This window comes from Symbiobacterium turbinis (genome assembly GCF_055383075.1).
The window spans coordinates 62,991-81,847 of sequence record NZ_AP042433.1 but is presented as its reverse complement, the minus strand read 5'-3'; the positions used below and the strand labels follow the sequence as shown (position 1 = coordinate 81,847).

Genomic DNA, 18,857 nt, shown 5'->3' with positions numbered 1-18,857 from the left:
ACACAGGCCCGACGGTCTCTCGTTATGTTGCTCTCAGACAGGCGGCTTCACTAGCCCTGCTTCCGCTTCGCGATGCCCATGCTGGTCAGCGCCTTCGGCGAGAGGATCTCGTCGATCTCCTCCTCCGTCAGCAGCCCCTTCTCCAGCACGATCTCGCGCACCGGGCGACCGGTGAGGATGGCCTCGCGTGCGACCGCCGAGGCGTTCTTGTACCCGACGATGGGGTTGATCGCGGTCACGAGGCCGACGGAGTTGCTGACCATCTCCTCGCAGCGCTCGCGGTTGGCCTTGATCCCGGTGATGCACCGCTCGGTGAACAGCCGGATGACGTTGGCCAGCGAATCGATGCTGGTGAAGAGCGCATGGCCCATCACCGGCTCCATCACGTTCAGCTCGAGCTGGCCGGCCTCGGCAGCCAGGGTGACCGTGAGGTCGAGGCCCATCACCAGGAAGCAGGTCTGGTTGAGCACCTCGGCCATGACCGGGTTCACCTTGCCGGGCATGATGGAGGAGCCGGGCTGCATCTCGGGCAGCTGGATCTCGTACAGGCCGCAGCGGGGGCCCGAGGCCATGAGCCGGAGGTCGTTGGCGATCTTGGAGAGGGTGACCGCCAGAGCCTTCAGGCTGCCGCTCAGGCTGACGAACGGGTCGAGGCTATGGGTGGCGTCCACCAGATTTTCGGGCGCCCGCAGATCGCGGCCGGTGTTCTCGCTCAGCAGCTTGATGACCAGCGGCGGGTAGGCCGGGTCGGCGTTCAGGCCGGTGCCCACCGCGGTCGCGCCCATGTTGATCTCGTACAGACCCTCCATGGCCTGCTCGATGCGCCGGCGCCCGCGCCGCACCGCCGTATGCCAGGCCTCGAACTCCTGTCCGAGCCGGATGGGCACGGCATCCTGCAGGTGCGTGCGGCCCATCTTCACCACGTCGTCGAACTCGACCGCCTTCGCATGCAGGGCCTCCTCCAGCCCGCGCAGGCTCTCCAGCAGCACGTCCACGCGCTCCATGATCGCCAGCCGCAGGGCAGTCGGGAAGGCGTCGTTGGTGGACTGGGCGAAGTTTACGTGGTCGTTGGGCGAGACCAGGCTGTAGTCGCCCTTCTGGCCGCCCATGAGCTCGATGGCGCGGTTGGCAATGACCTCGTTGGCATTCATGTTGGCTGAGGTTCCGGCGCCGCCCTGGACCGGGTCGACAGGGAACTGATCGGCCAGCTGGCCGGCGATGATCTCGTCACACGCCTGCACGATGGCGTCTGTGACGTTCGCCGGCAGATATCCCAACTGGTGGTTCGCCTGCGCCGCGGCCTTCTTCACCTGGGCCAGCCCCGTAACCAGGGCGGGGTGCAGCTTCAGGCCGGTGATGCGGAAGTTCTCCAGGGCACGGGTGGTCTGGATGCCATAATAGGCATCGGCCGGAACTTGTTTCTCTCCGAGCAGATCTCGTTCGATACGGGTTTGCTGCATCTTGCCAACCTCCTCGTTGTGGTATCAACCGATTCTCTGCGACCGTCCAACCGCAGCGAGCGCCTGGTCCAGGTCGGCGATGATATCGTCGGCAGCCTCCAGCCCCACAGATAGTCTTACCAAGCCGTCGCTGATCCTTGCTGCCGCGCGGGCCTCAGCCGGCACCACAGCGTGGGTCATGGAAGCGGGATGCTGGATCAGGGTGTCGGTGTCGCCCAAAGAGACGGCCACTGTACACAGTTGTACGGCGCTCAGCAGCGTCCGTCCTGCCTCAATGCCTCCCAATAGTTCGAAAGAGAGCAGACCCCCAAATCCGTCCATCTGTCGCCTGGCCAGTTCGTACTGGGGTGAGGACTCCAGGCCGGGATAGTAGACCCTCATCACTAAGGGGTGCTGCTCGAGATAACGGGCTACCCGCAGCGCGTTCTCGCTGTGCCGCTCCATGCGCACGGCAAGCGTCTTCAGCCCTCGCAGGAGCAGCCACGCATCGAACGGCGAGATGATGCCGCCGAAGTTCTTCAGGGTGGTGCTGCGCACCCGCGCCATGATCTCGGCCGGGCCCACGGCCAGCCCCGCCACCACATCGCCGTGGCCGCCGATGTACTTGGTGGCACTGTGCACCACGATATCCGCGCCGTGCTCCAGCGGCCGCTGCAGGTAGGGAGACATGATGGTGTTGTCGACCACGACGGTGATCTGGTGCCGGTGGGCCAGGTCGGCCAGGGCCCGGATGTCGGCCAGCCGCAGGGTCGGGTTGGACGGCGTCTCGAACAGCAGGAGCCGGGTGTTCGGGCGGATGGCCCGCTCGACCTGCTCGGGGCGGGCGGCGTCCACCGGCGTGGCCTCCACCCCGAAGCGGCGCATCACGTCCATCAGGAGGTCGTACGTGCAGCCGTAGATCGGACTCCCGAAAAGGATGTGGTCGCCGGCGCCTACCAGCGCCGTCACCACACCCGCAATCGCCGCCATGCCGGAACCGAACGCCACGGCGGCCTCTCCGCCCTCCAGGTCGGCGATCTTCTCCTCCAGGGCCGCCTGCGTCGGGTTGCCCAGCCGGGTGTAGATGTACCCGGTTTCCGCACCGGCGAACCGCGCAGCTCCCTGCTCGAGACTGGCAAAGGCAAAGGTGGAGGTCTGATAGATGGGGGGCGCGATGGAACCCGTGACCGGATCGGGACGCTGTCCGGCGTGGATGCAGCGCGTCGCCAGGCTTCGCTGCCGGATCTCTTCCATCGGGGAGCACCTCCGTTCGAACCGTTCTTATATGCCTATGCCAAGGCGGCGAGGCGGTGAGCAGGGCCAGACGGTGTGCTTCCGGATATGCTCAGACGGCGATAATCTGACTATAATATTTTTGTGATAGATTACCGCGGACGTGCTCGCGGACACCTGGTGTTCGTCATCCCGGATTGCGAGGGGGGTCGACGTGAAGACTCAAGAGCTACGGACCGCCCGCATCAGGCTGCCGCGGCCGCGGCTCACCGCCCTGCTGCGCGAGGGGCTCTCCCGGCGCCTGACGGTGCTCCTGGCCGCCCCGGGGTACGGCAAGACGACTGCGCTCGCGGAGTTTGTGCGGGAGACAGAGATCCCCGCCCTCTGGCTGGAAAGGCCCGCCGAGATGGGATGGCGCCAGTTCCTCCACCGGCTGGCCCGGGGAACCGCCCGGGAACTGGGCGGCGGGGCTTCGCTCCTGCGCGCCCTCGACGGCGGCCGGCTCCCCGACGACCCTCTCCCCCTCCTGCTCTCCGACCTGAACGCCATCGCCGGCGACCATCTGATCGTACTCGACGACCTCGGCCGGGTTCCCCGGAACTCACCGCTCGCCGAACTGATCGGCCGGCTGGTGGAGGCTGCAGGCAGGCGGACGCACTTCTTCATCTGCTCGCGCAGCGCCCTGCCCTTTCCGACCGCCCGGCTGAAGGTGAGCCAGGCCGCCCTGGAGGTGGCCGAACCAGATCTCCGCTTCTCCCGGGAAGAGGCCGCCGCATGGCTGGCCGCGCTCACGGGTGAGCCGCCTTCCGCCGAGGTGCTGGACCGGGTGGAACAGCTGACCGAGGGCTGGCCCGCGGCCCTGGTCCTGCTCGCCACCGCCGCCCTCCGGGCCGGGGGGCTGTCTGCCATCCCCACTGCAGATGACCTGGCCACGCCCCTGCCGCAGGACCTGATCGCCTACCTCACCGACGAGGTGGTGGCCGGCCTCGAGCCGCGCTTCCGGTCGTTCATGGAGGAGAGCGCCATCCTCGACGTGGTGACGCCCGCGGCGTGCGAGGCCATTCTGGGCCGGCAAGACGGCGAGCAGATGCTGAACCAGCTGACCCGGGTCTGCCGGCTTCTCCTCCCGGTGGCTCCGGGGGCGTACCGCTACCACCCATTACTTCAACGCTTCCTGCTGGAGCACCTGCGGGCACGGGGGGCAGAGGTCCTGAACCGGCTGAGCCGGCAGTGCCTGGTGCCGGGCTGGCTCACAGACCCCGAGCCCGGCCGGCTGAGCCGTGTGGTCCAGCAGCTGCCGCCGTCGCAGAAGGCCCAGTATCCCTGGTTGGCCCTGTGCGAAGCCCGCTACCTGATGAGCACCGGCCAGGCCGAACGGGCGCTGGGCATGGGCCGGCTGGCCCTGCAGGCTTTCCACCGTGCCGGAGATCTGCGCGGCGTCTTCTATGCCAGGGTTCTGCTGAGCGACGCGCATTTTCTGGTCCAGGACTTCGACGAAAGCGAGGCGCAGCTGAACCGAGCAGCCGAGACCCTGGTGCCCCGGTTCCGGCACGATGCCGCCCTCCTGGCCCTGAAGCGTGCGGGGCTGGCCTTCATAGCCGGGACGGGCTCCGAGGGTGTCGAGGCGGAGTTGCGCCGGGCACTCGCGCTCTACGTGGAAGCCGGCGACCTCATCGGCGAGGCCGAGGTTTCGGATATGCTGGGGCTCGTGCGGGTTCGCCGGGGCGACTACCGCAGCGGCCTCAGGCTGCTGGAGCGCTCGACCCACGCGCTGCGCTCCGCCGGCCTGCCGGAACACGAGACGGGTCTGAACCTGGCCTGGGCGTACATCGAGGTGGGCCGGTTCCGCGACGCGTGCCGCCTCAGCCGGCCACTCGCCACGGCGTCCCGGCGGGCGATGCGTAGGGCGTACGCCCTCCTCTGCCTGCTCTACGCCCACATACGCCTGGGTGAGTTCGCGGAGGCGGCGGCGCTGGCGCCCACCGCAAACGCGCTGGTGGAGGAGCTCGACCTTCCGCACCTCCGCGCGTGGCTCACCGTTGCGCTGGCGTCGCTCTACCGGCTGGCGGGCCAGGCGTCGGTGGCCGCGCCTTTCGTCGACGAGGCGCTGCAGGTGGCCGCCGGCTTTGATCACGGGCACACGCGCGTCCCCGCCCGCCTCGAGGCGGTCCTGCTCCACCTGTTCTCCACAAGCGACGCACACGCCGCCGCGCAGGTTGCGGAGCAAGGCCTGGCCTCGCCCGAAGGGCAGGCCACGGCCCTGGAGCGAGTGCTCCTCACGCTCAGCCTTGCGGTGGCCCGGTTTCGCATCAGCCGCTCCGAGTCGCGGCCGGAGGCCGTGCAGACCCTGCAGCAGGGGCTGGTCGAGTGCCGGCGGCGCGGGGCCGACTTCTTCGTGCTCCACGAGTGGCACCTGGCCCTCGCCGTGGTCATCTACGGCCTGGCGTACGAGGTAGAGCCGGATTACTGTCTGAACCTGATCCGGCGCATGGCCGAGGAACTCCCTCCGGCGGTCCGGCAGCAGGGGATCGCGCTGTCAGGCAGCGAGCTGCGCGCCCTTCCGGCCGCGTGGCAGGCCCTGCCTGACGAGGCCGGAAGGGCCGCGCTCGGCGCACTGCTGACCGCGGAGCAGCGCCAGCGGGTGGCTGTGCTGGCCTCGGGGCCGACGCCGGTGACCATCCAGCTGCTCGGCCACCTGGCCGTCAAACTCGGCGACACCCCCGTGGACGTGCGGGCGCTGAAGCGGCGCAAGAGCGGTGAGCTCCTGGCCCTCCTGCTTGCGCACGACGGCCCGCTGCCGCGGGAGCAGATCATCGAGCGGCTCTGGCCCGACCTGAGCCCCAGCGCCGCCGACACGTCGCTGCGGGTCTCCCTCCACCACCTGCGCCGGTTGCTGGAGCCGCATCTGGGCGGCAGGGTCCGGTCACGCTACATCCAGGCGGAGGGCGGCCTGATCTGGTTCAGCCGGCAGCCGGAAGTATCGGTGGATCTTGACCGGTTCCGCACGGCGCTGCAGCAGGCGGATGCCGCCCGCGCCGCGGGCCGCCTGGAGGAGGCCGCGCGCCTTCTGGAGGAGGCGTGCCGGCTCTACAAGGGCGACTTGCTGGCCGATGACCCGTACGCGCTCGGCGACCTGCGCGACCTCTGGCGGCAACGCTGCACAGAGGCGCTGGACTGGCTCGGCTACTATTACTGGCTCAACGCGGCCTCTCCCGAAAAGGCGATTCAGATCTTCCAGCGCCGGCTCGCCATCGAGGAGTACCACGAGCCCACCCATCAGGCCCTGATGCGCATCTATCTCGGAGCTGGCCAGACCGACAGGGTGCGCCATCAGTACAGGGCCTGCAAGACGGCCCTGGCAGCTCACCTGGGCGTCGCACCATCGCCGGTCACCGAGTCGCTGCTGAGGCTCGCCGTCGCCAGCGAGGGCGGCGTGGAATAAGTCGAGGCCCCTGGCCGTTTGCCAGGGGCCTCGCTGTTTCCGAGATCGGGCGCACGGCCCGATATGTTAGCAGCCTGCTCAGGTGAAGCGCGGCACGGGGGCGGAGGTCGAAGACCCGGAGCCACTCACCTGCGCAGCAGGGGCGGAGACCAGCACCCGAGTGCTGCCCGAGCAGGTCGGACAGGTCACCTCGCTGCGCTTGCTGTAAGACACCAGCTCCTCGAACCGGTGACCGCACTTCTCGCATTCAAAGCGATAAAACGGCACCCGTCTTCACCTCTCTCGAATCATCTCTGGAAGAACGACTGCAACAGCCACAGGGCTCCTACCAGGAGCCACACGATAACCCCGGGTCACACCGGCGGCAGGCCACGCCTGCCCTTCCTGGGCGCGCCTCAGGTTCCGCTGGTGCAGGTCTGGTCACGCCGATCCACCGGCTTCCCACCCTTCGCTTACTCCATACCCGGTACGGTATTAAGATACCGTGCAGGCCCAACGCTGTCAAGCCCCGCCCTGCGGCGCCCAGCCGCCGCGACACCCAGGAATTGATCATGGCGCGGCCAGGCTGCCCCCTCTTACAATTGAAATGATCTATCATCACGATCGGAGTGTTGTCCGTGGACTCGGTTACCCATGTCCTGATGGGGCATGCCATGGGTGCGCTGGCTGCGGCGGTGTCGCCGGAAGCCGGCCCTGCCGTTTACTGGGCCGCGTTCCTGGGCAACTCCCTGCCAGACGTGGATGTGCCCCTGAGCCTCCTCCTGCGGCGCGGCATTCAGCTGCACCGCACCTACACCCACACCCTGTTCGGCGCAGCGGCGCTGTCCGCGGCCTCAGCGTTTGTGCTCCGGGCCGCCTTTCCCGGGACGGCCCTCGCTCCCTTGTTTGTCTGGACCCTGCTGGGGGCCCTGGCCCACCTGGCGGTGGACTGCCTCAACCTGTTCGGCGCCCGTCCCTTCTGGCCGCTCAGCCCGCGCACCGTGGAGCTGGGCATTCTGCACATCACGGACCCCTGGATCCTGCTGCTGCTGGGCGTGCCTGCGGTCGGTGCGGAAGCCGGCGTGCTGCCGGCCCGGTGGGTGGGCGCCTCGTTCGCGGCCATGTGGCTCTACGTGGCCAAGCGGCACCTGACGGCGCGGCGGCTCCTGCACGGGCTGCTGCGCGCAGGCAGCCTGCGGGCGCGGGTGGTGCCCTGGTTCAGCAGCTGGCGCTACGTGGCAGAGACCCCGCACACCGTGGAGTTCGGCCGGTGGCGCCGCGGCCGCCGCGTGGTGCTGGAGACTTTCTTCAAGCGCGATGATCCGAGGATCGCGGCGTCGCTGGAAGACCCGCGGGTGAGCCAGTTCCTGCGGGAGGCCGAGTACCCCGTGGCCCTGGTGCAGGAGGGCGAGGTGGTCTGGATTGACGCGCTGCGCCGCCTTCGGGCCGATTTCCGGCCGCTGCGGGTGCCGGTTCATGTGGAGGCTTGAGGAAATGCGCTGAGGCCCGGTGGTCACTCCACCGGGCCTCAGCTTTTGCGGAGACAGCGCGTCTGGTGTGTTCGCATGCTGGGTGGCCGGCACCGCACGGGTTCGACTCGGCGGCACGGGTGAAGGTGGAAAAGTTGCGGGTCTACGAGGCCTGCGATCGGGCTCGGGTGCGGCGTGGCCGCCCCGGGGGGCACGAGCGCCGCATTCATGCGTGGTCCTGGTGAACGAGCCGGGTCGTAGATTGACATAACGCGGCAACCTGGCGGGATCCTGCGGGACTCCCGTTGTTCCCCCGAGTCGGAACCGCATGTTTTCGACTTGCAGCCGGAGGCTGAAGTGAATAAGCTGCGGTTGCGACCTGGCGGAGACGGGGTCAAGAGCTCACACGGCTGTCCGTGGCGCCAGGGTATTGCCGCCGAACACGGTCTGGGTGACATAGAGCGGCTCGTAGGTTGACGTAACGCGCCTACGGGGCGGCGATTGGACCGCTCGCCGGTACTCCCCAGACTGGGAACCGTCAGTTTTCGACTTGCGACCTGAGGCGGAAGTGAAAAGGCTGCGGTTGCGACCTGGCGGAAACGGGGTCAAAGGCTCGCACTGCCGACCGTGGCCGCTGAGCCCGGCCGCCGAGTGCAGTCGCGGTGACATAAGTCGGCTCGCAGGTTGACGTAACGCTGCGGCCTGGCGTGCCTCAGGGATTCCCGACGGTCCTCAGGCTGTGAACCGCAAGTTTTCGACTTGGGTCCCGGGGACGGAAGTCAAAAAGCTACGGTTCCAAGATGGCGGAAACGGGGTCAAAGGCTCGCACTGCCGACCGTGGCCCCAGAGCCCCGCCGACGAGCATGGTCTAGGTGACATAAGTCGGCTACCAGGTTGACCTGACGCGCCACGGGGCGGGGATCGAACCGATCCCGGGTACTCCCCCGACTGGGAACCGTAAGTTTTCGACTTCGGGTCCGGGGGCGGAAGTGAAAAAGCGACGGTTCCGAGATGGCGGAGACAGAGTCAAGGCGCTCACGGACGACCGTGGCCCCAGAGCCCGCCGCCGAGTGCAGTCGTGGTGACATAAGTCGGCTCGCAGGTTGACGTAACGCACCCACGGGACGGGGGGTGGACCAATCGCGGATACTCCGCCTACTTGGAACCGTAAGTTTTCGACCTGGGCAGCGAAGCGGAAGTGAAACGGCGCCGAACCTCGGACCCCCGGCCGGCAACCGCCGACAACGCTTGAGGGCCCGGTGGTTATACCACCGGGCCCGGCCGTCTTTCGATTCGGTTCGCAGGCCGCCGGTCAGGCGACCTCCACGACCTCGTAACCCTCTTCCTCGATCGCGCGCTTCACCGCTTCGATGTCCGCGTTGCCCTCAAACCGGGCCTCGCCGATCTCAACCTCCAGGTTCTCGATGCCCGGGATGGACGAGAGGGCCTTCTTCACGCCCATCACGCAGTGGCCGCAGCTCATTCCGGCGATCTTGACCGTGGTCATCCGCTTCACACGCTCCCTCTGCACATGAGTGTACCCCTACGGGGTACGGGTTCTGAAACCATCCTAAACCCGAAACGCCGCGCTCGTCAACCCCTTTCCAGAGCGCGGAAGGCCCGTCAGACTACCCCACCGACAGCCGTTCCTTCGTCCAGCTGGTCAGCACGCTGCAGCCGGTTTCGGTGACCACCACATCGTCTTCGATGCGCACACCGCCCACGCCGGGCAGGTAGACGCCGGGCTCGATGGTGATCACGTGGCCGGGGCGCAGCACTTTCCCATTGCCGGCCACCACGTAGGGCTCCTCGTGGATCTCCAGCCCCAGGCCGTGGCCGGTGCGGTGGATGAAGTACTCGCCGTATCCGGCCTCCTCGATCACCCGCCGGGCGGCCCGGTCAACCTCGTCTAGAGCAACCCCGGGCTTCACGGCGGCGATCGCCGCGAGGTTGGCCGCAAGCACCACCTCGTAAACTCGGGCCAGTTCGTCCGGCCACGGCCCGCAGCAAACAGTGCGGGTGATATCGGAGCGGTAGCCCCGGTACTGCGCGCCGAAGTCCATGAGCACCACCTGGCCCCGCTCGAGGACACGCCCGCCGGTGGAGCCGTGGGGCAGGGCAGATGCAGGCCCGAACAGCACGTGCGTCTCGAAGGCGACCCCGTCGGCCCCGGCCGCCAGCATGGCCTCCTCCAGGACGCGGGCGATGTCCCGCTCGGTCACGCCCGGGCGGATCGACGCCAGGGCGGCATCCAGGGCCGGGTTCAGCATGTCGGCGGCCTGCCGGATCAGGGCGACCTCGTCCTCGTCCTTGCACTCCCGCATGGCCGAGAGCACGGGGGTCAGGTCGGCCGCTGCATCGATCAGGGCGGCGGGCTTCAGCCCCAGCGCGCCTGCCATGAGCCGCAGCTGGCCCACAGGCAGATCGGCTTCCTCCAATGAAATGCGGCCGCTGTCGGCCCCGGCCGCGCGCAGGAGCCCTGCCAGCGCGACGAAGGGGTCCTCGCCGTCGTGCCACGCAACCAGCCGGATGGAAGAGGCGGAACGCGCCTCCTCCACCTCCAGGGCGGGCAGGAGAAGCGTCGGATCACCGTCGGCCGGAATCACCAGCCCGGCGAACCGCTTGCTGGGGTTGGACCAGCCCGTCAGGTAGCGCATGCTGACCGGCGCGGTCACCACGCCGGCCGCCATCCCCTGCTGCCGCAGGGCCTGCCGCACCGCGGTGAACCGCTGGGATCTCCTCTCGTTCACGCACGCCGCCTCCTTGCTGAGCATCACATACGCAACCGCTGCGCCACGCATGCACCACTACTGCGCCTCACATGCGCAGCCACTGCGCCACGCATGCGTCACACATGCACCACCGCGGCGCCACGTATGCGGAACCGCTGCGCCTCACATACGCAGCCACTGCGCCTCTGCCGCGCCATGCACGCGCAACCGCTACATCCTCAACTTGCTTCTGCCCGGCCGGGCCCGCCTCCTTCCGCACAGGCCCAGCGGACCCGTCCGCCCCAACGGGCCCACCGGTTGACCCCCGGCAGACCCGACAGATAGACTGGTCTTTGTGAGGAGGCATACATGATGACAGATATTCGCATGCTGGCCCTGGACATGGACGGCACCTTGCTCCGGTCGGACCTCACCATCTCGCCCCGCAACCAGGCGGCAGTGGCGGCCTGCCTGGACCGCGGCATCACCGTGGTCCTGGCCACGGGCCGCTTCTACCCGGCGGCGACGCCCTACCTCGCGTACTGGCCGGGCAGGCCGATCTGGTTGATTCCCAGCAACGGTGCGCAGCTCTTCGCACCCGGCGAAGAGAAGCCGCTCCTCTCACGGACCATCGACCTGGCCCTGGCGCGCGAGGTGCTCGCGTGGATCGACGACCAGGGCGTTTCGGCGAGGGTCTACTTCACCGAAATCGCCCTGGTCAACCAGTTGACGGAGCGGACGCGCGCCTTCATGCGCAGGCTGGGCGCCCAGTGCCGCCATGAGCCGGTGCTGGCTGCAGCGGTGAAGGAAGCCCCCGCCAAGATCGTGCTCATGGCCGACGAGACCGTGACGCCCGCGCTGGAGGCGGAGGTGCGCAAGCGGTGGCCGGGCCGGCTTGAGGTGACCGGCTCGGAGCCCACGCTGGTCGAACTCACCGCGCCGGGCGCCACGAAGGGCGAGACCATCCGGGCCCTGGCCGCCCGCCTGGGCATCGACCGCACGCAGGTGGCGGCCATCGGCAACGGGCGCAACGACCTGTCCATGATCACCTGGGCCGGCCTCGGCGCGACCGTCGCCAATGCCCATAAGGCGGTGCTGGCCGCGGTGCCGCGGGTTTTTGCCCACCACGACGAGGACGGCGTGAGTGAGTTCATCGAGAGCTTCCTGGCCAACTAGGCGGGCCTACTGCAGGGGCACGGCATCCGCGCCCAGGGCCGCGATGGTCTCGGCCAGATCGCCGGAAACCTCCTGGAGCCGCACGGCCAGGTTGCGCAACTCGGCCTGGGCGTGGGCCACCTGGCCCATCTGGTCCCGGATCTCCGCCACCATCGCCGAGACCTCACCGATGCCGCCCGAGATGGTCTCCACCGATTCGAGGGCCCGCTCGGCAGCGGCGGCCATCTCCTCGGAGGACGCCGTGTTCTCCTCCACCACCGCGGCCACGTTCTGCATGGCGCCGGCGATGTCGCGCACCCGCTCGGCGTTGGCCTCGATGGCCTCCCGGACGATCTGGTCCACCGCCGAGGCCGCGGTCTGGCTGGCCGCCAGAATCTGGTCAAGCCGCTCCCGGGCCTGGCTGCCCGACTCCACGCCCTCCTGGGCGAGCGCCCGGGCCTCTCGCATGGCCGCCACCGTCTGGTCGATGAGGCTCAGGGTCGTGCTGATCAGCTGACCGATCTCCTGGGTCGCCTGGCTGGAGCGCTCCGCCAGCCGCCGCACCTCCTCGGCGACGACCGCAAAGCCCCGCCCCTGTTCGCCCGCCCGGGCGGCTTCGATCGCCGCGTTCAGGGCCAGCAGGTTGGTCTGCTCCGCGATCTCGGAGATGGCCGAGGAGATGTCGCTGATCGACCGGGAGTGCTCGCCCAGCCGCTCGACCAGGGCGACGGAGCGGTCGGCGTTCTCGGCGATGCGCTGCACGCCCTCCAGGGTGGCTCGCAGGGCCTCGTCGCCCTCCCGCACCAGCTGGAACGTGCGCTCGGCCGCCCGGCGCGCCGCATCGCCCTGCGCCAGGCTCTCGCCCTGGCTCTCGTCGATCTGGCTCACCATGACCGTCACCCGGTCGATATGGGTAGCCTGCTCCTCCGCGCCGCGGGCGATTCCCTCCGCCGCCCGGGCCAGGTCGCCCATGCCCTCCGCCACCTGGGCCGACTGCTCCTTCACCTCGGTGGCGATGGCGGCGCCGCTCTCAGTGCGCTCGGCCACGGCTTCCGCCAGGGCCGCCGTCTGGTCGGCCGAAGCCGCCAGGGAAGCGCTGAGGCGGGCCACATCGCGGGCCGCCCCGCTGACCCGGAAGGTGGCCTGACGGACCCGCTCGAGAAGGCCGTTCAGGCTCTCAGCCATCTGCCCGACCTCATCCCGCGACGGCGCCGTGAAGGTGGTGTTGAGATCGCCGGCGTCCAGGGCCGCGGCGAAGCTGAGCAGCGGCCGGCTGACCCCGCGCCGCGCCAGCAGCCAGGGCAGCAGGGCGCCGAGCAGGAGACCGGCGATGCCGAGGGCGATGCCGGCGGTGGTGGCGATGCGGAACGCGCCCGCCACCTGCTCGAAGTGCGACTCGGGGATGCCCACGTAAGGCGCGGCGATGACCTGGCCGTTCAGGTCCGTCATCGGCGTGTAGATGGTCTTCTGCCACTCATTCACCACGATCGCCCGGCCCTGGTAAGGCTCGCCGTTGCGAATGCGCTCCATCACGGCATCGGAGTAGATGGTGCCCACGGCCCGCTCCACAGAGTCGGGGCGGCGCACGTTGGTAGTGATGCGTATGCCGTCCAGCGCGATGGTCGCCGTGAGGGGCGTGCCGTCCGGCGAACGCCGCTGGACCTCGTCCACAATCGCCGGGTCGTTGTTCAGGATGTCCGCCACCAGCACGGCGCCCACCACCCGGCCTTCAGCGCTGCGCAGGGGCGCCGCGGCGGCCAGGGCCAGCGCGTCGCTGAGCTGGCTGTCCGCCAGCTCGTGCGTGGCATTCGGGGTCTCCTGAACATCGATCAGGACCTGCTGGCGCACCTCGGCGCGCTCCAGGGTCAGGTCGGTCCCTGCAACCCGTACCGGCGACGAGAGGACGCGCTGCTGCGCCAGCACCGCGTCGACCAGCCCCCCGAAGCTGATGCGGTCGCCGCCGGAGCCACCGTAGCGGTAACGAACGCGCCCCTGCTGATCCAGCACCAGGAAAACATCCGCGTGCCCCCGCATCGACTGGCCCATCCGGTCGAGGGCCCTCAGGTCGGCCTCGCCGCCGGCCGCTGCGAGGACGAGGGCGTCGTTGGCGGAAAGCGTGGAGGCCGAGGCAAACAACGCCTCCAGCCGGCCCTCGATAACCGATTGGTGCACCTGCATCGCCAGCTGCAAGGCGGTGTCCGCCTGCCGCTCGATGTCCCGGCTGACGGCGTGGTTCAGATACGCGCTGGTCGCCACCAGGCCGACGGCCGGCACGGCGACCGCTAGCAGCGTGATCAGGATGATCCGCACGGCGATCGACAAGCCGCCAATGCGACGGGAGTACATCGTGTATTCACTCCTTTCCACTGAATTTCGGGTAAGCTTCGCCAATAACGCGTGGTGTTCCTCTGCGAAATATAGTTATTTTTGCCTACAAAATCATCAGATAGAGGAACAATTTACTACTTGTTGCAAGCAGAAGGTCGCAAGCAGAAGTATGACAGGGACGGGCCGATGGCCCGTCCCGCTTTTTTTCAGTCTGCGTGGGCAGCACCGCCCAGGTAGGCCTCCCGCACCGCCGGATGCGAGCGCAGCTCGGCCGCGGGGCCCGAGAGCACGACCCTGCCGGTCTCCAGCACGTAGGCCCGGTGGGCGATGGAGAGCGCCATCGCCGCATTCTGCTCGACCAGCAGAATGGTGGTGCCCCGCCGGTTCAGCTCCGCGACAATCTCGAAGATCTCCTGCACCAGGCGCGGCGCCAGACCCATCGAGGGCTCGTCCAGCAGCAGCAGTTTCGGCTGGAGCATCATCGCCCGGCCCAGGGCCAGCATCTGCTGCTCGCCGCCGGAGAGCGTCGAGGCCCGCTGGTTCTCCCGCTCCTTCAGGCGCGGAAACCGCTCGAAGACCTCCGCGAGGTTCTGATGGAAGCGGGCCGGGCTCGCGATGTAGGCGCCCAGTTCCAGGTTCTCCCGCACCGACATGTCCGGGAAGACCCGGCGCCCCTCGGGCACGTGGCCGATGCCCATCGCCACGATCTTGTGGGCCGGTGCGCGGGTGATGTCGGCGCCCTGGAACCGGATGGCGCCGCTGCGGGGCCGGTTCAGCCCCGAGATCGCCCGGAGCGTGGTGGACTTGCCGGCGCCGTTGGCGCCGATCAGCGTCACGATCTCCCCCTCGTTCACTTCCAGGGAGACGCCGTGCAGGGCCTCGATGTTGCCGTATGCGACGTACAGGTCCTCCACCTGCAGGATCATCCGCCCACCGCCTTTCCGAGGTAGGCCTCGAGCACCCGCGGGTTGGACTGGATCTCCGCCGGCGTGCCTCTGGCGATGATCTGGCCGAAGTCCAGGACCACCAACCGCTCGCAGAGGTTCATCACCAGCCCCATCTGGTGCTCGATCAGCAGCACGGTCAGGTCGAACTGCTCCTTCACCTGGCGGATCAGCTCCACCAGCTGGCCCACCTCCGACGGGTTCATGCCCGCGGCCGGCTCGTCCAGCAGGAGCACCTTCGGCCGCGTCGCCAGGGCCCGGGCGATCTCCAGCCGGCGCTGGGCGCCGTAGGGCAGGGATCCGGCTTTCTCGTGGCGGCGGTCCGCCAAGTTGACCGGCTCCAACAGGGCCTCGGCCTCCTCCCGCAGGGCCCGCTCACGGTGGGAAAAGCGCGGCGAACGGACGAAGGCGTCGATCAGGCCGTAGCCGCACCGGGGGTGCATGACGGCCATCACGTTCTCCAGCACCGTCATCTCCTTGAACAGCCGGATGTTCTGGAAGGTGCGGGCGATGCCCATCTGGGTGATCTGGTAGGGCTTCCGGTCGTTGATCACCCGGCCCTCCAGCGCCACCTCGCCGGCCGTAGGGGGAAAGACCCCGGTGATCACGTTGAAGACGGTGGTCTTTCCGGCGCCGTTGGGGCCGATCAGCCCGACCAGCTCGCCCTTCTCCAGGGCGAGGTCAAAATCCACCAGGGCCCGGAGGCCGCCGAAGTGGCGGGAGACGTTACGGCATTCAAGCAGCGCCACGGGCCTTCCCTCCCTTCCCCCGGCGCAGCAGCAGCCGGTCCAGGCTGAACTCCCAGCCGCCCATGAGCCCCTGCGGGCGCAGGATCATGAGCACGATCAAGAGCAGGGCGTAGACCACGCCTCGCCACTCCAGGAACTCCTGGCCCAGCACGTCCCGCAGCGCCTCCTGCAGGAAGACGACGCCCATGCCGGCGACCACCGTTCCGGTGAGGCTGCCGAGACCCCCCAGCACCACGATCAGGAGCACGTCGAACGACTTCAGAAACTCGAAGCTCTTGGGGTGCAGGAAGGCGTACAGGTGGGCGTAGAGCCCGCCGGCCAGCCCGGCCATGGCGCAGCCCAGGGTGAACGCCAGCATCTTGAACCGGGTGGTGTCGATGCCCATGATGTCGGCGGCGATCTCGTCCTCCCGCACGGTGATGCAGGCGCGCCCGTGGCTGGAGTTGACCAGGTTGCGGGCGACCAGGATCACGAGCACCGCGGACCAGAAGACCCACGGGAAGGTGGTGATGCGCGGGATGCCGGTCATGCCCATGGAGCCGCCCAGCAGCTTGGAGAGCTTGTCGCTGTTGTCGAAGAAGACCTTGACGATCACGCCGAAGCCGAGCGTGGCGATGCCCAGGTAGTCCGACCGCAGGCGCAGAATGGGCAGACCCACGAGGAAGGCGACCACGGCCGCGGCCAGGGCGCCGGCCAGCAGGGCGAGCGTGAAGTTCAGCGTCGTGGCGCCGTATGACTTGGTGATGAACGCCGCGACGTAAGCACCGATGCCGTAGAAGGCCGCGTGCCCCAGCGAGAACTGGCCGGTGAAGCCATAGATCAGGCTGAGCCCGATGGCGGACGTCGTGGTGATCAAGGCCAGATCGAGAATCATGGCCCAGTAGGCGGACATGAGGCCCTGCTGCCGCATCACGTACAGCACGATGAAGAGGGCGACGATGAGCCCGGCCGAGATGATGCTGTTTCTCCGCACGGTCGCCACCCCCCTACACCTTCTCCGGCCCGGCCTTGCCGAGCAGGCCCGCCGGACGGATCAAGAGCACCAGAATCAGCATGGCAAAAGCGACGGCGTCCTTGAAGTCGGTGGTCAGGTAGGCCGCGGTCAGCACTTCAGCCTGACCCATCAGCACCGCGCCCAGCAGTGCGCCGGGAATGGAGCCGATGCCCCCGAGCACGGCGGCGGTGAAGGCCTTCAGGCCGGGCATGATGCCCATGTACGGCCAGATCTGCGGGTAGGCAGCCGCCCACAGGGCGCCGGCTGCCGCCGCCAGGGCCGAGCCGATCGCGAAGGTGAAGGCGATCACCATGTTGACGTTGATGCCCATCAGCCGGGCGGCGTCCATGTCCATGGATACCGCCCGCATCGCCTTGCCGATCTTCGTACGGTAGACGACCACCTGCAGGATGAGCACCAGGAGGATCGTGATGCTTACGATCAGCACCTGGATGCTGCTGATGGTCACGCCGAAAATGTTCCACTGCGCGCGGGCGACCATTGCCGGGAACTGGCGGAAGTCGGGGCCGAAGGCGATGCGCAGGCTGGCAAAGTTCTCGAGGAACAGCGACACGCCGATCGCGGTGATGAGCGCGGCGATGCGCGGCGCCCCCTTCTCTCGGAGGGGCCGGTAGGCCAGACGCTCGATCACCACGCCCAATACGGCGCAGACGATCATGCCGATCAGGATGGCGACGGGCCAGGGAATGCCCCGGACCAGTCCGAAGAAGGTGACAAAGGCGCCCACCATGATGACGTCTCCGTGGGCGAAGTTGATCAGCTTGATGATGCCGTAGACCATGGTGTAGCCCACCGCGATCAGGGCGTAGACAAATCCGAGTTGGAGGCCATTGACCACCTGTTCTAGCAACTGGCCCATAGGCCCGCCTCCTTATCAATGCGGTGCGCCAGGGCCAGGCCGCCTTCGGCCGGGCCCTGGCACGAACCTGATTCGCTGCTTACGGGTTGACGGTCGTGACGAACTCGTAGGACTTGTCGGCGCTGACCTTCAGGATGGTCGCGGCCTTGATCGGGTTGCCCTTGTCGTCGAAGGAGATCGAGCCGCCGACCGCCTGGAAGCCGCTCAGATCCTGGATGGCCTTCCGGATGGCGTCGGTGTCGTCGGTGTTGGCCTGCCGGATGGCCTCCAGCAAGATGTTGGTGGCGTCGTAGGTCAGCGCGGCGAAGGAGTCGGGCTTGTGGCCGTACTTGGCCTCGAACTCCTGGACGAACTTCTGCACCGCCGGGCTCGGGTCGTCAGCCGAGTAGTGGGCGGTGAAGTAGTTGCCCGCCAGCGCCTCGAAATCCAGGTCCTCGGAGTCCCAACCGTCGCCGCCCAGCATGGGCACGTCGAGGCCCTTCTCCTTGGCCGCCTTGGCCAGCAGCGAGACCTTGTTGTAGTAGTCGGGCAGGTAGAGCATCTCGGGCTGCAGGGCTGCGACGTTGGTCATCACCGCGGAGAAGTCGGTGTCGGCCTCGGCGTACGACTCCCAGGCGACGATCTGGCCGCCGCCCGCCTCGAACTCGGCGCGGAAGGCCTCAGCCAGACCCACGGTGTACGGGTTGCCCTTGTCGTAGAAGACGGCCGCCGTCTTCACGCCCAGGTCCTCCAGAGCGAACCGGGCCGCCACCTGGCCCTGGAACGGGTCGATGAAGCAGGCGCGGAAGACGAACTCCTTGCGGGTGCCGTCCTCGTGCACCGTCACGCCCTCGGCGGTCGCGGTGCCGGTGATCATGGGGATCTTGTTCTCGTTGGCCACCAGACCCACGGGAATGGTGACGCCCGAGGTGACGGAGCCGATGATGGCCTTCACGCCGTCCTGGGTGATCATGCGGGTGGCGAGGTTCACGCCCTCCGTGGAGTCACCCTTGTCGTCGCCGGAGACGGCCTCAATGGTCCAGTCCCCCGCCTTGTACCCGGCCTGCTCCAGCGCGAGGTCGAAGCCCTTCTTGCTGGACTCGCCGAAGGTCTTGACGTTGCCCGTCAGCGGCGCGATCAGGCCGATCTTGATCACCTTGTCACCGGAGCCGGACCCGGTGCCCGACGAACTCGACGTGGGTCCCGAAGAGCTGCCCGGAGCCTGCGTGCCCCCGCAAGCCGCGAGCACAAGCATGGAAACCGCCAGAAGTCCAACCAGTAGGCGCTTCATGCTGACCCCCTCCTCTGTTTCCCCTCTCGTCTGTCTTGTCACGGGATTCCCCGTATATTAGCTAGTGTATATTCTCTGGGGGAGCAAAAACTCCTCTAGCCAAAATCGAAGAGATTTCGGCGAATTACCGAGTTGTCGCGGTAAAATCGACGAAATGCTAGAGCGGCGTGGAATGTGCCGCTCTTCACATTTTGTTTTTCCTACTCTTCTGACATCTGGCAGGCGCCGCCGCGGCCTCTGCCGGCGGGCGCGGCCTCCAGACGA

At 68.0% G+C, this 18,857-nt stretch carries 14 protein-coding genes; 3 read left to right on the top strand and 11 right to left on the bottom strand.

The features are described from left to right. Positions 1-50: 50 nt before the first annotated feature. Together aspA and megL are read right to left on the bottom strand one after the other, a co-directional pair. Positions 51-1,460 (bottom strand): aspartate ammonia-lyase, encoded by a 1,410-nt coding sequence (gene aspA / locus ACZ45O_RS00340; protein ID WP_464854988.1) that lies wholly within the window; start codon positions 1,458-1,460, stop codon positions 51-53. Between the two features lie 24 nt (positions 1,461-1,484). Beyond that, positions 1,485-2,693 (bottom strand): methionine gamma-lyase, encoded by a 1,209-nt coding sequence (gene megL / locus ACZ45O_RS00335; RefSeq protein ID WP_464854987.1) that lies wholly within the window; start codon positions 2,691-2,693, stop codon positions 1,485-1,487. Positions 2,694-2,886: 193 nt separating this feature from the next. Here megL and ACZ45O_RS00330 point away from each other — a divergent pair, with 193 nt between their 5' ends. Further along, positions 2,887-6,114 carry an AfsR/SARP family transcriptional regulator gene (locus ACZ45O_RS00330; RefSeq protein WP_464854986.1) on the top strand — a complete coding sequence of 1,076 codons (3,228 nt, stop codon included), beginning with the start codon at positions 2,887-2,889 and terminating at the stop codon, positions 6,112-6,114. 78 nt (positions 6,115-6,192) lie between these two features. Here the strand turns inward: ACZ45O_RS00330 and ACZ45O_RS00325 are convergent, their stop codons facing one another. After that, positions 6,193-6,381: an FmdB family zinc ribbon protein gene (locus tag ACZ45O_RS00325; RefSeq protein WP_464854985.1), complete on the bottom strand. Its 189-nt coding sequence runs from the start codon at positions 6,379-6,381 to the stop codon at positions 6,193-6,195. Positions 6,382-6,731: 350 nt separating this feature from the next. On the opposite strand from ACZ45O_RS00325, the gene ACZ45O_RS00320 reads away from it, so the two are divergent. Further along, the gene (locus ACZ45O_RS00320; protein WP_464854984.1) at positions 6,732-7,583 is read left to right on the top strand and encodes a metal-dependent hydrolase; all 852 of its coding nucleotides are present in this window, start codon (positions 6,732-6,734) and stop codon (positions 7,581-7,583) included. A 1,291-nt stretch (positions 7,584-8,874) separates the two neighbouring features. Here ACZ45O_RS00320 and ACZ45O_RS00315 read toward each other — a convergent pair. Then, complete coding sequence (locus tag ACZ45O_RS00315) at positions 8,875-9,093, bottom strand: heavy-metal-associated domain-containing protein (RefSeq protein WP_464854983.1); 219 nt, start codon at positions 9,091-9,093, stop codon at positions 8,875-8,877. Between the two features lie 97 nt (positions 9,094-9,190). After that, on the bottom strand, positions 9,191-10,312 hold the full coding sequence (locus ACZ45O_RS00310) for a M24 family metallopeptidase (RefSeq protein WP_464854982.1): 1,122 nt from the start codon (positions 10,310-10,312) through the stop codon (positions 9,191-9,193). Between the two features lie 333 nt (positions 10,313-10,645). On the opposite strand from ACZ45O_RS00310, the gene ACZ45O_RS00305 reads away from it, so the two are divergent. Continuing rightward, a complete protein-coding gene (locus ACZ45O_RS00305; RefSeq protein ID WP_464854981.1) occupies positions 10,646-11,449 on the top strand; it encodes an HAD family hydrolase in 804 nt (267 codons plus the stop codon). Positions 11,450-11,455: 6 nt separating this feature from the next. Here ACZ45O_RS00305 and ACZ45O_RS00300 read toward each other — a convergent pair whose 3' ends face one another. The 6 genes from ACZ45O_RS00300 to ACZ45O_RS00275 all read right to left on the bottom strand — a co-directional run bounded on the left by ACZ45O_RS00300 (position 11,456) and on the right by ACZ45O_RS00275 (position 18,593). Next, positions 11,456-13,774, bottom strand: a complete 2,319-nt coding sequence (locus tag ACZ45O_RS00300; RefSeq protein WP_464854980.1) for a methyl-accepting chemotaxis protein — start codon at positions 13,772-13,774, stop codon at positions 11,456-11,458. A 188-nt stretch (positions 13,775-13,962) separates the two neighbouring features. Beyond that, positions 13,963-14,682, bottom strand: coding sequence for an ABC transporter ATP-binding protein (locus ACZ45O_RS00295; protein WP_464854979.1), 720 nt, complete (start codon positions 14,680-14,682; stop codon positions 13,963-13,965). Beyond that, entirely contained in the window at positions 14,679-15,449 is a 771-nt protein-coding gene (locus ACZ45O_RS00290) for an ABC transporter ATP-binding protein (protein WP_464854978.1), read from the bottom strand. Before ACZ45O_RS00290 ends, ACZ45O_RS00295 begins: the two co-directional genes overlap by 4 nt. Continuing rightward, entirely contained in the window at positions 15,436-16,422 is a 987-nt protein-coding gene (locus ACZ45O_RS00285) for a branched-chain amino acid ABC transporter permease (RefSeq protein ID WP_464854977.1), read from the bottom strand. Before ACZ45O_RS00285 ends, ACZ45O_RS00290 begins: the two co-directional genes overlap by 14 nt. A gap of 13 nt (positions 16,423-16,435) precedes the next feature. Then, a complete protein-coding gene (locus ACZ45O_RS00280) occupies positions 16,436-17,323 on the bottom strand; it encodes a branched-chain amino acid ABC transporter permease (RefSeq protein ID WP_464854976.1) in 888 nt (295 codons plus the stop codon). A 79-nt stretch (positions 17,324-17,402) separates the two neighbouring features. Continuing rightward, complete coding sequence (locus tag ACZ45O_RS00275) at positions 17,403-18,593, bottom strand: ABC transporter substrate-binding protein (RefSeq protein WP_464854975.1); 1,191 nt, start codon at positions 18,591-18,593, stop codon at positions 17,403-17,405. Between the last annotated feature and the right edge of the window lie 264 nt (positions 18,594-18,857).